Annotated in this window: 13 protein-coding genes; 10 read left to right on the forward strand and 3 right to left on the reverse strand. The window is 54.1% G+C overall.

All coding sequences use genetic code 11. The features are described from left to right. From J3352_RS11850 to J3352_RS11895, 10 genes are all read left to right on the forward strand, one after another. On the forward strand, window positions 1-1,154 hold a 1,154-nt coding region (locus tag J3352_RS11850), incomplete at its 5' end, for a C69 family dipeptidase (protein WP_207700515.1). A 479-nt stretch (window positions 1,155-1,633) separates the two neighbouring features. Next, the gene (locus tag J3352_RS11855; RefSeq protein ID WP_005936663.1) at window positions 1,634-1,897 is read left to right on the forward strand and encodes a hypothetical protein; all 264 of its coding nucleotides are present in this window, start codon (window positions 1,634-1,636) and stop codon (window positions 1,895-1,897) included. A gap of 51 nt (window positions 1,898-1,948) precedes the next feature. Next, window positions 1,949-2,632: an HAD family hydrolase gene (locus J3352_RS11860; RefSeq protein WP_197036559.1), complete on the forward strand. Its 684-nt coding sequence runs from the start codon at window positions 1,949-1,951 to the stop codon at window positions 2,630-2,632. A gap of 244 nt (window positions 2,633-2,876) precedes the next feature. Further along, window positions 2,877-3,320, forward strand: a complete 444-nt coding sequence (locus J3352_RS11865) for a DUF4869 domain-containing protein (RefSeq protein ID WP_005936657.1) — start codon at window positions 2,877-2,879, stop codon at window positions 3,318-3,320. 9 nt (window positions 3,321-3,329) lie between these two features. Beyond that, a complete protein-coding gene (locus J3352_RS11870; protein WP_005936655.1) occupies window positions 3,330-4,286 on the forward strand; it encodes a hypothetical protein in 957 nt (318 codons plus the stop codon). A 326-nt stretch (window positions 4,287-4,612) separates the two neighbouring features. After that, window positions 4,613-5,635 carry a low specificity L-threonine aldolase gene (locus J3352_RS11875; RefSeq protein ID WP_156067373.1) on the forward strand — a complete coding sequence of 341 codons (1,023 nt, stop codon included), beginning with the start codon at window positions 4,613-4,615 and terminating at the stop codon, window positions 5,633-5,635. Window positions 5,636-5,761: 126 nt separating this feature from the next. After that, the gene (locus tag J3352_RS11880; RefSeq protein ID WP_035393390.1) at window positions 5,762-6,277 is read left to right on the forward strand and encodes a PTS glucose transporter subunit IIA; all 516 of its coding nucleotides are present in this window, start codon (window positions 5,762-5,764) and stop codon (window positions 6,275-6,277) included. Window positions 6,278-6,448: 171 nt separating this feature from the next. Continuing rightward, complete coding sequence (locus tag J3352_RS11885; RefSeq protein WP_156067375.1) at window positions 6,449-7,795, forward strand: dicarboxylate/amino acid:cation symporter; 1,347 nt, start codon at window positions 6,449-6,451, stop codon at window positions 7,793-7,795. 187 nt (window positions 7,796-7,982) lie between these two features. Then, on the forward strand, window positions 7,983-9,326 hold the full coding sequence (locus J3352_RS11890) for an MATE family efflux transporter (RefSeq protein WP_156067377.1): 1,344 nt from the start codon (window positions 7,983-7,985) through the stop codon (window positions 9,324-9,326). Window positions 9,327-9,354: 28 nt separating this feature from the next. Then, window positions 9,355-9,855 carry a hypothetical protein gene (locus J3352_RS11895; RefSeq protein WP_156067379.1) on the forward strand — a complete coding sequence of 167 codons (501 nt, stop codon included), beginning with the start codon at window positions 9,355-9,357 and terminating at the stop codon, window positions 9,853-9,855. Between the two features lie 205 nt (window positions 9,856-10,060). Here the strand turns inward: J3352_RS11895 and J3352_RS11900 are convergent, their stop codons facing one another. The 3 genes from J3352_RS11900 to J3352_RS11910 all read right to left on the reverse strand — a co-directional run bounded on the left by J3352_RS11900 (window position 10,061) and on the right by J3352_RS11910 (window position 13,104). Beyond that, window positions 10,061-11,101 (reverse strand): YeiH family protein, encoded by a 1,041-nt coding sequence (locus tag J3352_RS11900; protein ID WP_156067381.1) that lies wholly within the window; start codon window positions 11,099-11,101, stop codon window positions 10,061-10,063. A 95-nt stretch (window positions 11,102-11,196) separates the two neighbouring features. Continuing rightward, entirely contained in the window at window positions 11,197-11,991 is a 795-nt protein-coding gene (locus J3352_RS11905) for a TPM domain-containing protein (RefSeq protein WP_156067383.1), read from the reverse strand. Between the two features lie 12 nt (window positions 11,992-12,003). Beyond that, the gene (locus tag J3352_RS11910; RefSeq protein ID WP_156067385.1) at window positions 12,004-13,104 is read right to left on the reverse strand and encodes a Trm112 family protein; all 1,101 of its coding nucleotides are present in this window, start codon (window positions 13,102-13,104) and stop codon (window positions 12,004-12,006) included. Window positions 13,105-13,116 lie beyond the last annotated feature (12 nt).

Consider the following 13,116-nt stretch of genomic DNA (forward strand, 5'->3'; position numbering starts at 1 on the left):
ATGTGGACAACGGCATTGAGGAAGCCGAGATCACCACGGTGCTGCTGAGCGAAGCTTCCACGGCCCGCGAGGGTGTTGCTCTGCTGACCTCCATCTACGACAACGCCGGTGCAGCCGGCGGCTCCGGCGTGTTCATTGCCGACCAGAACGAGACCTGGTTCGTGGAGAACCTGACGGGCCACACCTACCTTGCCCTGAAGCTCTCCTCCAGCGTGGTCTTCATGCAGCCCAACATCGCCGCTATGGGCAAGATCGATCTGGATGACACCGACCATGTGGTGGCCTCTGCCAACCTGATCTCCGTGGCCCAGAAGGCCGGTACCTTTGTGGGCGATGCCGCTGCTAACGTCATCGACCTGGATGCCTCCTACAACGGCGACATCGCATCGGACCGCATGGCCGCCGGCCTGAACTACCTGTACGGCACCGACACCTTTACGAAGGACAACTACAGCGAGACCGACTTTGCCATCAGCAACGTTGGCGAGAACGGTGCCATCGTCCCGGTCTACTCCAACATCCAGCTGACCAAGAAGTTCTCGGTGGAGGATTCCATCCACTTCTTTCAGACCGAGCCCATCGGCAAGACGGGCAATGTGGAGACTCATCTGTTCCAGGTGAGCGCCACCGGCGATCTGAACACCGCCATTACCGAGTGGACCGCTTTTGACGACGACGTGTACAACGCCTTCGTCCCTTACTATCCGATGCTGACCACCGACACCGCAGATGTCTACAAGGTCTCGGTCCATAAGGTCACCCGTTCCGACGAGCAGCCCACCGAGGGCGTCTGGTATCAGGATGCCAAGGGCCGCTACTACACCTACCCGGACGACTGGACCGACTCCTTCTACGGCGTGCGTGACGCCCTCTCCAACCTGCTGACCTACGGCAGCAATGGCAATCAGGTCACCGCAAAGGATCAGGCTGCAGCCAAGGCCAGCTACGCCGCGCTCCAGCAGGAGATCATGGCCGACTACGCCGATATGAAGGCCGCTGTTGCCGCTGCCGACACGCTTGAGGCCAAGCAGGCTGCCGCCACCAACGCCAGCAATGCCATGAGCCAGAAGGTGTACAACACCACCCTGAAGATGTACAATAAGCTCCAGGCCAAGACGGCCGCCCGGGCATGGGTCAGCTCTCTGCTGCACTGAGGCTTTGCAGCGCCTGAGGCGTTTCCCATAAAACCGCAGCGCCCCCGGTTTCCATGACAGGAAGCCGGGGGCGCTTTGTGCGTGACTGCTCCTTGCAAACGCCGCCCATTCGTTCTATATGACAAGGCAAAACTGCCGGAATTCTATTTGCAGGAAGAAAATTTGGAGAAGATCATTGCGGAGATGGGGTGAAACACACTGGAAGTTCACAAATAACGTATCATCGTTACTCCGAACGCTCTGTAATTTTGGCACCCGCCCAGGCTGCGATTAAAAGTCCAAGGAAATAAGGTTTTTTCTATGGCATAAATAGTTTAAAAGTGAAATGAGTCCCTTGACTTCTGTAATGGAAGTCAAGGGATTTTTTGATGTGCTGCTATTTTGTGCGAGACTCTTTTACATACGCGCCCCTTGTTTTTGTCGATTTTTACGCTAAAATAAAAAGTAATAAACCAACGTAAATAAAGGAGGGACTCTAAATGTCCGAAAATGCAAGACAAGAAGTTGTGACTCAAAAGCCGCGCATGGCAATATGCTATGACTTCGATAAAACTCTTTCTCCCGATGATATGCAGTCGTTCACATTGATTCCCTCACTTGGAATGAGACCTGAGGATTTTTGGCCAGAGTCCAATCAACTTGCAAAAGACAACCTTATGGACAACAATCTCGCTTGGATGTATCAGCTTGTTGTCAAGTCTAAAGCTCTTAGAAAACCCCTCAGTCGTAGCTACTTCAACTAGGTAGGAAAGGACGTTCCCTTATACAATGGAGTGGATACGTGGTTTGAACGGGTGAATCAGTACGGTGAGGAAAATGGTATTGAAGTTCATCATTACATCATATCGTCCGGGCTGAAGGAGATTATTGAAGGAAGTAATATCGCCCAGTATTTCAGCCGCGTCTATGCATCGTCGTACCTGTATTCTGCGGATGGTGTTGCCGAATGGCCAGCACAGGCCGTAAACTATACCAATAAGACTCAATTCATATTCCGGATTGCCAAAGGAATCTTTGAAGAGTACGATGAGAGAGTAAACGATAGTGTGCCTGAGTCTGCCCTTGTTACTCCATATGAGAATATCGTCTATATTGGAGACAGTGCTACAGATATCCCTTGTATGCGCCTTGTAAAGAGCAAGGGCGGTTATTCAATTGGTGTTTTCGACCCTGAAAAGAACAAGCGTGAGAAAGTATATCAACTGTTCAATGATGGTCGAATCAATTTTTATGCTCCGGCTGACTACTCCGAAGATTCCGAACTGTTTAAGTATATCAAACTAGTTATCGGACAGATTTCTATTAATGAAGGAGTCAAAACAGAACAACGAACTCTGAAAAATCCGGCAGAGACATACAATTTATACATTACTATGCAATCGTTAGCAGACCATATGAAGTCTGCTGTTTCCCCCAGAGAGTACCAGAAGCTTCAACGGGAGCTTAACAAGCTCCAACATCAAATCGAAGGAATCTAAAACACTGTGAGCCTTTCATGCGTTTTGAGAGAGAAACCCTTTCTTTTGGTGGTGAAAATTATTTTCTGCTGATACGAAATATTGTGATTGCACATTGAAAAAATAGGAATCGACTGAAATTTGCATAGTGTAATAAAAGGCTCTTGGCTTCTGTAATAGGAGGTCAAGAGCCTTTTACGTCTTGTTTTGTGAGTGGAAAGAAGGTACAATAATAGAAAATGACTCACATCTGCGAGGTGATACCATGTTGAACATCTACTTTGGAGATATGCCGGAGGCTGTCTACAATACTTCGGTCTATTTTAACTATACCTACGAAGATGAATGGCTGACTTCTGACTTTGCCAAAGAGGTCATCAAGAAAATTGACAAGTCCGATGTCAAAGGCCCTCATGCGGTGGAAAGCCCGGTTCTGGGGGTCATCTCGCCGGAAAAACTGTCTGGCGGTACGAAAACGCTTTTGCTGATGGCAAATGACCCGGAAAAGGTATTCAATGCCTCAACTTGTGGCGATAACTGTGCACCCTTTATTCTGAAGCTGGCGAAAAAGAAGGACTTGACCATCAACCTGCGGCATCTCATGGATTTCGGCAAGAAAAAATTCCCGGTGGATGTGAAAGTCCTGAATACCGGTGATGTGGTGCACAGCATGGAAGAACTGATGCCGATTGCATTTCAGTTTGTGTGAGGCGATAGGATGAAGGGAAAACATAAAATCGAAGTCCGAAGTGGACGGGTCGTTTTCACAATCGAACTGGAACGGAACATTACGATTCTGCGAGGGGACAGCGCCACCGGAAAAACAACGCTGGTAGAGATGCTGCAAGCATACGAGACCTATGGCCGACAGAGCGGCGTAACAGTGAGCTGTGATAAGCCGTGCCGGGTACTGTCGGGTGTTAACTGGGAATTGCAGCTGAATGCGACCCATGACAGCATCGTGTTTGTAGATGAAGGCAGTACCTTTGTTTCGAGTCTGGATTTCGCCCGTGCAATCCAACATTCGGACAACTACTATGTGCTGGTCACAAGAGAAGATCTGAGTACCCTGCCGTACAGCGTAAACGCCATTCTGGAACTGAAAAAGACCACCAGCCGCTTCAAACGGACCTATAACAAAGCGTACCCGATTTATGATTCGCTGACAGCCAGCAATGTGCAGCTGGAAGGTGTTGAAAAGCTGCTGACAGAGGATGCAAATTCCGGGTATCAGCTGTTTACAAACATCGGTGAGAAATACGGCATTGTCTGTATCTCTGCGGCAGGAAAAGATAACATCAAACAAAAGATTCTTCTGCTGAAATCCGAGAAGGTTCTGGTAATTGCGGATGGTGCGGCATTTGGCCCGCAGATGAACGACATTTATCGCCTGATGCAGGAGGACAACGCAAAGTTCAGCTTGTACCTGCCGGAATCCCTGGAATGGCTGCTTTTGAAAGCGGATTTGCTCGGACAGCCGGACATTCTTGAAATCCTGCAACATCCGGCAGATTTCATCGAGAGCAGCGAATTCTTCAGCTGGGAGCGATTCTTCACGAACTTGCTGGAACAGCGGACGAAAGACATTTCCTATATGCGGTATGACAAGGCAAAACTGCCGGAATTCTATTTGCAGGAAGAAAATTTGGAGAAGATCATTGCGGAGATGGGGTAAAACACACTGGAAATTCACAAATAACGTATCATCGTTACTCCAAACGCTCTGTAATTTTGGCACCCGCTCAGGCTGCGATCAAGAACCCCTGCAAGTAATTGCGTGAGCGCTTGAAAAAGCACAAATAATGCAAGTGAACCGCCCCGGTTTCCGTAACAGGAGATCGGGGCGGTTTTTGTATCATTTGCTGAATCTGAAGGATCTGCTTGTAAAGCTGAGAAAAAAGGTGTAATACTTTTCCCCGCCCACGCGGGGGTTCCACATTGACAACCCTGCGCAAAAAGCAGATAATAGGTTTATCTTGAATGCAGAGCGAGGGAAAGTATATGCTGTATTTTGAAAACGATTACTGCGAGGGTGCGCATCCGGCGATCTTACAGAAGCTGGTGGAGACCAACTTTGAAAAGGTCTCCGGCTACGGCACCGATCCCTATTGCGCCAGTGCGCGGGAGAAAATCCGCGCGGCGTGCGGCGCACCGGATGCCGATGTCTGGTTCATTTCGGGCGGCACCCAGAGCAACGCCATCGTCATTGCATCGATGCTGCGCCGCTGGGAGGGTGTGCTGGCCGCATCCACCGGCCATGTGGCCGCCCACGAGGCCGGTGCCATCGAGTTCACGGGGCACAAGGTCATCGGCCTGCCGCACACCAACGGCAAGCTGGATGCCGGGACTGTTGAGGACTGGTGCAGGACCTTCTATGCCGATGGCAATGTGGACCACCTCGTGTTCCCGGGCATGGTGTACATCTCCCACCCGTCGGAGTACGGCACCCTGTACACCAAGGCAGAGCTGGAAGCGCTGTCCGCTGTCTGCCATAAGTACAACATGCCGCTGTTCATGGACGGTGCCCGTCTGGGCTATGGCCTGGCCGCCGAGGGCACCGATGTGACGCTGGCCGATGTGGCCCGCCTGACCGATGTGTTCTACATCGGCGGCACCAAAGTGGGTGCGCTCTGCGGCGAGGCAGTTGTGTTCCCCCACGGCGCACCGGCTCACTTTATGACCATGGTCAAGCAGCAGGGCGCTCTGCTGGCAAAGGGCCGTCTGCTGGGCATCCAGTTCGATATGCTGTTCACCGATGACCTGTACCAGACCATCAGCAAAAATGCCATTGAGACCGCCGCCGTGCTCAAAAAGGGACTGGCCGAAAAGGGCTATTCGTTCTTCATGGATTCGCCCACGAATCAGGTGTTCATCGTGTTGTCCAACGAGCAGCTGGCCGCGCTGGAAGGCAAGGCCAAGTTCGGCTTCTGGGAGAAGTACGATGATACCCACACCGTTGTCCGCATTGCCACCAGCTGGGCCACCCGGATGGAAGAGGTGGAGCAGCTGCTGGAGCTGATGTAAGGGCACACCTGCCAAATGGCGGTGTGTCTCTTTGTGCAGGATGCAGATTGTATTTCCTGCGCGGATATGCTATTCTTAACTGGATAAAGACTGCACTTTGTGTACCGTGGAAGGATGGTTTGTATTATGGGCTTTTTTGACAAGCTTTTTGGCGGCAAGGCCGCATCCGAGACGAAATTTTCCGGCCAGAAGATGACGGTCATGCTTCCCATTGACGGTAAGGTGATCCCGCTGGAGCAGCTGCCCGACGAGACCTTTGCCTCCGCGATCCTGGGCCCCGGCTGCGGCGTGGAGCCCACCGGCGACACCGTTTATGCTCCCTTTGACGGCACCGTTACGCAAGTGCCCGAAAGCCTGCACGCCGTTGGTATGATGAGCGATGACGGCATTGAGCTGCTGATCCATGTCGGCATGGACACGGTGGAGATGAAGGGACAGGGCTTTACCTCCCTGACCAAAGAAGGGGCCAAGGTCAAGGCCGGCACCCCGCTGCTGAAGGTGGATCTGGAAGCCATCCGTGCCGCAGGCCACCCCACTGCAACGGCTCTCATCGTGACCAACAGTGATGACCTGCCGGAGATCAGTGTTGTTGCAAACGGCGATGCTGCCGCTGGCACGCCGGTGTTCAAGTTCAAGAAATAAGTAAGCAGATCCCCCGGAGGCAGAGTGCTTTCGGGGGATTTTTGCGGAGAAAAGTCGTACTTATTTGCAAAAAAGCAGTATTTTGCGTGATTTTCTCTTGCATTGCAGGGGGAGTTGTGCTAGAGTAGGCAAAGTGTGAGCCAAAAACCGGTACTGTGAGAGGAAAAGGATATGGAAACAAAAAAGAAGCACGAATTATCCCTTGCAAAACGCATGGCGATCTCTCTGGTCTGCGGCCTGGTGGCCGGTCTGGCCTTTATGTTCCTGCGGGAGCATCTGAACGCCAGCGGTCAGGCACAGACCTGGACCACCATCAACAACCTGCTGTTTCAGGATATCACCGCCGAGGGCGCTGAGCGTGCCTTTGGCATCTTCTACATCATCGGCCAGCTCTTCATCAAGGCGCTGCAGCTGGTGATCATCCCCATGGTCTTTACCTCCATTTCGCTGGCCATCGGCAGCATTGCAGACATCCGCACCATGGGCCGCATTTCCGCAAAGACCCTGTTCTGGTTCCTGCTGTGCTCCTTCCTGGCGCTGCTGCTGGCAGGCTGTGTGGGCTACGGCACCTACTCCATGGGCCTGTTCAACACCCACATCGAGGGTCTGGCAGAAGCCAGCGGTTCCACCGGTTCCAACCCCCTGAACGTGGTGCTGAACATCATCCCCTCCAACATCATCACTGCCTTTGGCAGCAATGGCGCTGTGCTTTCCAGCGTGTTCCTGGCAGTGGCCATCGGCCTGAGCATGAACACCCTGGGCGAGAGCCGCACCGCGACCCTGCGCCGCCTGCTGGGCGAGGTCAACGATGTGGTGGTCGTGTTCCTGAACTTCATCATCAGCAACTTTGCCCCCTTTGCAGTCTTTGTGCTGCTGACCCGAACCTTCGCCATCTACGGCATCGATTACCTCAAGCCCGCGCTGGTCTATGTGGTGATCACGGTGGTCCTGCTGCTGGCCTTCCTGATCATTGCCTACCCGCTGGTTATTGCACTGGGTGCCAAGCTGAACCCTTTCACCTTCATCCGCAAGATCGCCAACGTGGCAGTGTTCGGCTTCTCCACCTCCTCCAGCGCCGCCACCCTGCCCCTGAACATCAAGGTGTGCGAGGAAGAATTCGGCGTGGATGAGAGCATCGCTTCCTTCGTCCTGCCGCTGGGCATGACCATCAACATGGACGGCACCGCCATCATGCAGGTCATTGCCACCGTGTTCATTGCAGGCTGTGCCGGTTACACCGTCACCCCCGGCCAGCTGGTCGTGGTCGCCCTGCTGGCCCTGCTGGCATCTGTGGGCACCCCCGCCGCTCCCGGCGCTGGGGCTGTCATCCTGTTCACCATCCTGTCCGGCATGGGTTTCGTCAACGACGGCGCTCTGCTGGCCTACTCCCTGATCCTGGCCATCAACCGCCCCATCGAGATGCTGGTCACCTCCCTGAACGTGGTGGGTGATGCAGTTGCCAGCATCTGCGTTGCCAAGAGCGAGGGCCTGCTGAACGAGAAGACCTTCAATAAGTAACAATACGCCGTAACAGGCGCAGCAAAAACTCCCATGCACAGCATCTTCCGATGTGAGCATGGGAGTTTTTTGTGTGGTAGTATTTGTGGGAAGAGTGTGGTATACTCGGCTTGGTTCAACAACTCGGAAGTTGTGAGGGCAAATAAAGCGGATACCACGATACAAGATACCATGGAGGAATATGAGAATGTCGAAAGATGAGTATTTGATAACCGATGCGCCCCTCAAAGCGTTGACGGTTTTTGCAATGCCGATGATTCTTGGGAGTTTTTTTCAGCAAATATACAATATGGCCGACTCCATTATTGTCGGCCAGTTTGTTGGTTCTTCTGCACTTGCAGCTGTCGGTGCCTGTGCAGCATTGACCAATGTGTTCATTTGTGTGGCACTGGGAGCCGGCGTAGGTGCCGGTGTGCTGGTGAGCCGCTATTTCGGTGCCAAAGAATATGGCAAAATGAAAACCATTGTGTCAACGTCCTTGCTCAGCTTTTTGATTCTGAGCATTGTCCTTGGCGTTTTTGGCTTATGCTTTTCCCTCCCGATGATGCGGGGCTTGCAAACCCCTCCCGACATTCTGGATGAGGCGGTGCTGTATCTGCGGGTCTATTTTGCGGGCTTTCCGTTCTTGTTTATGTATAACATTCTCTCCAACATGTTCACCTCCATCGGTGAATCAAGAATTCCCTTGGCACTCCTGATTTTTTCTTCTGTCCTGAATATTTTTATGGACCTTTGGATGGTTGCTGGGCTTGGTCTGGGCGTGTTCGGTGCCGCTCTTGCAACCTTGATTGCCCAAGGCATTTCCGCCATATTTTCCTTTCTGATTTTTCTTCATCGGATGCGGCGATACGAGAGCCCATTTCAACGATTTGACTGGCAGGGGCTGCAATCCATGCTGCAAATTGCCGTGCCGTCGATTCTTCAGCAGTCTACGGTGTCCATCGGTATGCTGATTGTGCAGGCAGTTGTAAATCCATTCGGCACACAGGCGCTGGCAGGCTATTCGGCGACGATGCGAGTAGAGAATGTGTTCTCTTTGATTTTTGTCTCCATCGGCAATGCGGTTTCGCCGTTTGTTTCCCAAAACCTTGGCGCAGGCAAGCCCCAACGCATCAAAAAAGGGTACCACGCTGCACTGGTGCTGGATCTGTGCTTTGCAGCCATTGCGTTTGTGGTCATTGAAGCGATGCACACGCAGATTTCCTCGCTGTTCTTGGGAAAAGACGGAACGGCGTTGGCCTATCAGGTGTCTGGTGACTATATGAGGTGGCTTGGTTACTTTTTCATCTTCATGGGTATCAAGATGGCAACCGATGGAGTCCTTCGCGGTCTCGGAATTATGCGTCCGTTCCTCGTTGCAAACATGGTGAACCTTGCGATTCGTCTGTCCGTTGCCCTGATCTGTGCACCGCGTTTCGGCATTGCCTTTGTCTGGCTTGCTGTACCAGCTGGTTGGCTTGCGAACTTCTTAATCTCCTATGGGGCTCTCAGGAGATCATGGCCGACTGATAAAATGGCATCAACCAGATAACTTCGCGTTTGTGGAGCAAAGCGGAACAATGAAAGCCCCAGTGGGGCTTTTAAGCGACAGAACGGTCTTGCGTAGCAAGATGGAGGGGCTTTGCCCCGACAAGTTCCAGTTTGCCGTACTCGGTTCCAGCAGGTTTTGGGGCAGACGCTCTCCAACAAGAGCACCATCGAAGTCCAACAAATGTCCGAACGCTGACCCCGAACAGCAACGACCAAAGGCAGGGTATCATCATGGCGATGGCATCCTGCCTTTTGTGCTATATCCGCCTGTTCTTTCATGGGAGAGTGTGGTATACTCGTCTTGGTTCAATAAATCGGAATTTGAAAGGAGAAAACTCATGTATCCGTTAATATCTGTTTTTATTATAGTAGTTGGTGCGCTACTATTGGTTTTTGCAAATAAAATTATAAAAAATAACAAGGTTAATCGAATTGGCATTAAAGTGGTTGGCGGTATTCTAATTATAGTTGGTTTACTTCTGCTGTATTTTTTATTATCAGGAAAATTGACATTGCCATTATCTAAGTAAGTGAAATTCGCGTTTGCGAAGCAATGAAAGCCCAGTGGGGCTTTTAAGTGACCGAACGGTCTGCGAGAGCAGATGGAGGGGCCTCGCCCCGACAAGTTCGCGTTTGTGGAGCAAAGCGGAACAATAAAAGAGCAGTGTTTCCGGTGGGTGGACCCATTGGAGAGCACTGCTCTTTCTTTGTGGGAAAATTCAGCTGGCAGGAGCGTTACAGCGTGCCGTAGGGTGCAATGCCGATCATGTACTCAACACCAATGGCGACCAGAACGACCAATGTGGAGATGATGAAGCCGTGCAGCATGGGCTTTGCGCCGGAACGGCAGAGCGATTTGAAGTTCGTGTTCAGACCAATGGCCGCCAGGGCCGCGACCATCAGAAACTTGCTGATGGTCTTCAGGCCGGAAACCAGCCCGGCGGGCAGAAGGCCCAGACTGGTCAGCAGGGACATGGCAAGGAACGCAAGGATGAACCAGGGGAAAATGGAACGGATGCTCACCTTGACACCGTTGGCCCGAGCGCTCTCTTTCTTTTTCAGGTGCAGGTTGATGGCGGCAAAGAGCAGAACAGCCGGAATGATCGCCAGCGTGCGGGTCAGCTTGACCATCGTTGCAAAGTCGCCGGCTGCTTCACTGAAAGCGTAACCGGTGGCTACAACGCTGGAGGTATCATTGACCGCCGTACCGGCCCAGAGACCGAATGCGGCATCGGAAAGCCCAAGCCACCGGCCAAGGAGCGGGAACACAACGATCATCACCGTATCGAACAGGAAGGTGGCGGACATACCGTAGGCGATATCCATGTCATCGGCCTCGATCACCGGTGCAATGGCGGCAATGGCAGAGCCGCCGCAGATGCCGGTTCCGGCGTTGATCAGGCTGCTGGTTTTCCAGTTGAGCCCGAGCGCTCTGCCGATCAGCGCGCCCAGTCCAAAGCAGGTGGCCAGGGTGAAGAGCATGACCGTCAGCGAAAAACGGCCCACGGTCAGCACGGTGCGGATGTTCAGGCTGGCACCCAGAAGGACGATGGCGAATTTCAGGACCTTCTTAGAGGTGAATTTGATGCCCGGCGCGGTTGTTTTGTTGGGCTGGAAAAACGCATTGATGGCCATGCCGATAAATAGGGCGATGACCGATGCGCCAATGAGGTGGAGCCCGGCGCTGCTTTCCAGCGTTTCCAGCCACTTGGCGATGCAGGCGATGCCCAGTGCCAGCGCGGCTCCGGGGATCAGGGCGGTGATCTTCTTTGACATTCGTTGGGTTTCCTTTCTTTTGCAAGTTGCACGGAAATAAAAACAAGCGAAAACCACCGGCAGAACCGGTGGTTTATTGCTGGAGAAAAGGGCGCTCAGAACGAGCCGCCGGAGGAGCCGCCAAAGCCGTCGCTGTCCACGGAGGAGCCGCCGGAGCTGCTGCTCTCCTCGTGGGGCGGGTCGTAGACCTGCACACGGTCGGTGTGGGTGTAGTTGTCCACCTGCACCCGCAGCTTTAAGCCTGCGCCGATGTAATCGTTGGCCTCGGTCTTGAGCCGGGCTGTTTTCATCTGGCTGTACAGCACGCCGCAGACGATACCGGCAATGATCATGGGCACACCGATGACGATGAGGAGCAGGATGGGCCAGCCGCTGGTGTCGTTGTCAACATCCAGCGGTTCGCCGTGCTCGGCGTAGAAATCCAGTGTGTCGGCGCACATGGAGAGGTACTCGGAGGCGGCCTCGGCCCAGTCGTCGTCCGAGAGATAGGGAACAACGGCATCTTCGATCTGCTCGATGCGGTAATCGGTAAAGGCTGTCACGCCGCCGCCGTAGGTGATGGTGACATACTTGCGGGAGCCGACTGCCAGCAGGAAAAGGATGCCGCTCTGTTCAGAGCCGCTGCCCAGACCGTTGGCAAGGTAGTAATCTTTGGCGTACTGGCGCTGGTCGGTGTCACCGATGCTGTCCACTACCAGAAAATATACGTCGCAGTCGTGGCCGTCGCTGGCCGCTTCGGCAGAAGCTTCCAGCTGGCTGTAAGTATCCGCATCGAACAGGCCCATCTCGTCCCGCACCAGCGGTGCGGCGGCAAAGGCGGGGATGCTCAGGCAGAGTGCCAGCACCAGTGCGGCCAGCAGGGCGGCAAAGCGTTTTGCAGTGTGTTTCATTCTGCCACCCCCTTATAACAACAGCAGGAACGCCAGCACTGCCATCAGGGGCAGGCTGATGCCCGCAAACCACGCGGCCACCCGGCTCTTGTCCACCGGCAGGTCGCCGATGAGCCGCCCGGTCTGCCCGTTCATGGCGAACAGGAAATCCTTGTCCTTCCACCGGGTGTGGAGCATCCAGACCGGCAGCAGGGCGTAGTGGGCGTGGGTCATATCCACGTTGATGTTCTCGGAAATGGGGTGGATCTCGCTGTAGCCGCCGGTGGTGGCGTGGAGCGCATCGGCCGTGGAGTTGTACATCCGACGGTAGGCGCGCTCGGCGCAGGCATCGGCATCCTCGTCATACCGGTCGGCCAGATAGCCGGGCAGGTAGGCCGTGGAGAAGGGCTTCAGGTCGCCGTAATCAAAGGGCTCAATGGCATCCATGTGGGTGTTGGGCATCTTGCTGGAGCCATCCACCGGCACCTTGGTAAAGTCGGCCGAGCCCTCGCGGCGTACATCGTAGTGCTGGGTGGTGGTCACCATGTAATCGCCCTCGCGGTGGCTCTCGGAGTTCTGGCCCTCGTACCGGCCGCGCGCGTCGGCCTTGGCATCGTAGAGCCAGAAGGGGACATATACGCCCTGGATCTCTGCGATGTGGTTCTGGCTCTTGAACGCCTTGGGCAGGAAGGCCTTGCCCTTGTAATATCTGGTCAGCTGGGCAATGGCGGCCTTTTTGTCCAGCTTGAAGGGCAGGATGTATTCCGGCTTCAGCTTGCCGGAGAGCTTGCCGCCCAGCACTGTGGGATTGCCGCAGTAGGGGCAGGTGGTGGCGGCGGTGGTCTCGTCACGGACCAGCTCGGCCCCGCAGGTGGGGCAGGAGTAGCTGTTCAGGCCCTCCGCCTCGGCCTCGCTCCACACCGGACTGTCCTGCCGGGGCAGGCGGGCGGCTTTTTTGGCATCGCCCTCGGCGGCAGTGTCGGCAGCGGCCTGCTTTTTGGCGTAGCGGGCCTCGATGTCCTTTACGTCGTAGGCCGAGCCGCAGTAATCGCAGACCAGCTTGCCGCTGGCACCATCGTAGTGCAGGGGGCCGGTACAGGCCGGGCACTGATAATTCGTTGTCTTTTCAGCCATGCGTCAGACCCC

The sequence above is a fragment of the Faecalibacterium sp. Marseille-Q4164 genome, assembly GCF_017377545.1.
GTDB lineage: Bacteria > Bacillota > Clostridia > Oscillospirales > Ruminococcaceae > Faecalibacterium > Faecalibacterium duncaniae.

Bases quoted from the DNA above. Each gene is read 5' to 3' on its own strand.
- J3352_RS11870 (WP_005936655.1), top strand. From the start codon at position 3,330: ATGAAGGGAAAACATAAAATCGAAGTCCGAAGTGGACGGGTCGTTTTC.
- J3352_RS11900 (WP_156067381.1), bottom strand. From the start codon at position 11,101: ATGTCAAAGAAGATCACCGCCCTGATCCCCGGAGCCGCGCTGGCACTG.
- J3352_RS11895 (WP_156067379.1), top strand. From the start codon at position 9,355: ATGAAAGCCCCAGTGGGGCTTTTAAGCGACAGAACGGTCTTGCGTAGC.
- J3352_RS11880 (WP_035393390.1), top strand. From the start codon at position 5,762: ATGGGCTTTTTTGACAAGCTTTTTGGCGGCAAGGCCGCATCCGAGACG.
- J3352_RS11910 (WP_156067385.1), bottom strand. From the start codon at position 13,104: ATGGCTGAAAAGACAACGAATTATCAGTGCCCGGCCTGTACCGGCCCC.
- J3352_RS11855 (WP_005936663.1), top strand. From the start codon at position 1,634: ATGTCCGAAAATGCAAGACAAGAAGTTGTGACTCAAAAGCCGCGCATG.
- J3352_RS11885 (WP_156067375.1), top strand. From the start codon at position 6,449: ATGGAAACAAAAAAGAAGCACGAATTATCCCTTGCAAAACGCATGGCG.
- J3352_RS11875 (WP_156067373.1), top strand. From the start codon at position 4,613: ATGCTGTATTTTGAAAACGATTACTGCGAGGGTGCGCATCCGGCGATC.
- J3352_RS11865 (WP_005936657.1), top strand. From the start codon at position 2,877: ATGTTGAACATCTACTTTGGAGATATGCCGGAGGCTGTCTACAATACT.
- J3352_RS11890 (WP_156067377.1), top strand. From the start codon at position 7,983: ATGTCGAAAGATGAGTATTTGATAACCGATGCGCCCCTCAAAGCGTTG.
- J3352_RS11905 (WP_156067383.1), bottom strand. From the start codon at position 11,991: ATGAAACACACTGCAAAACGCTTTGCCGCCCTGCTGGCCGCACTGGTG.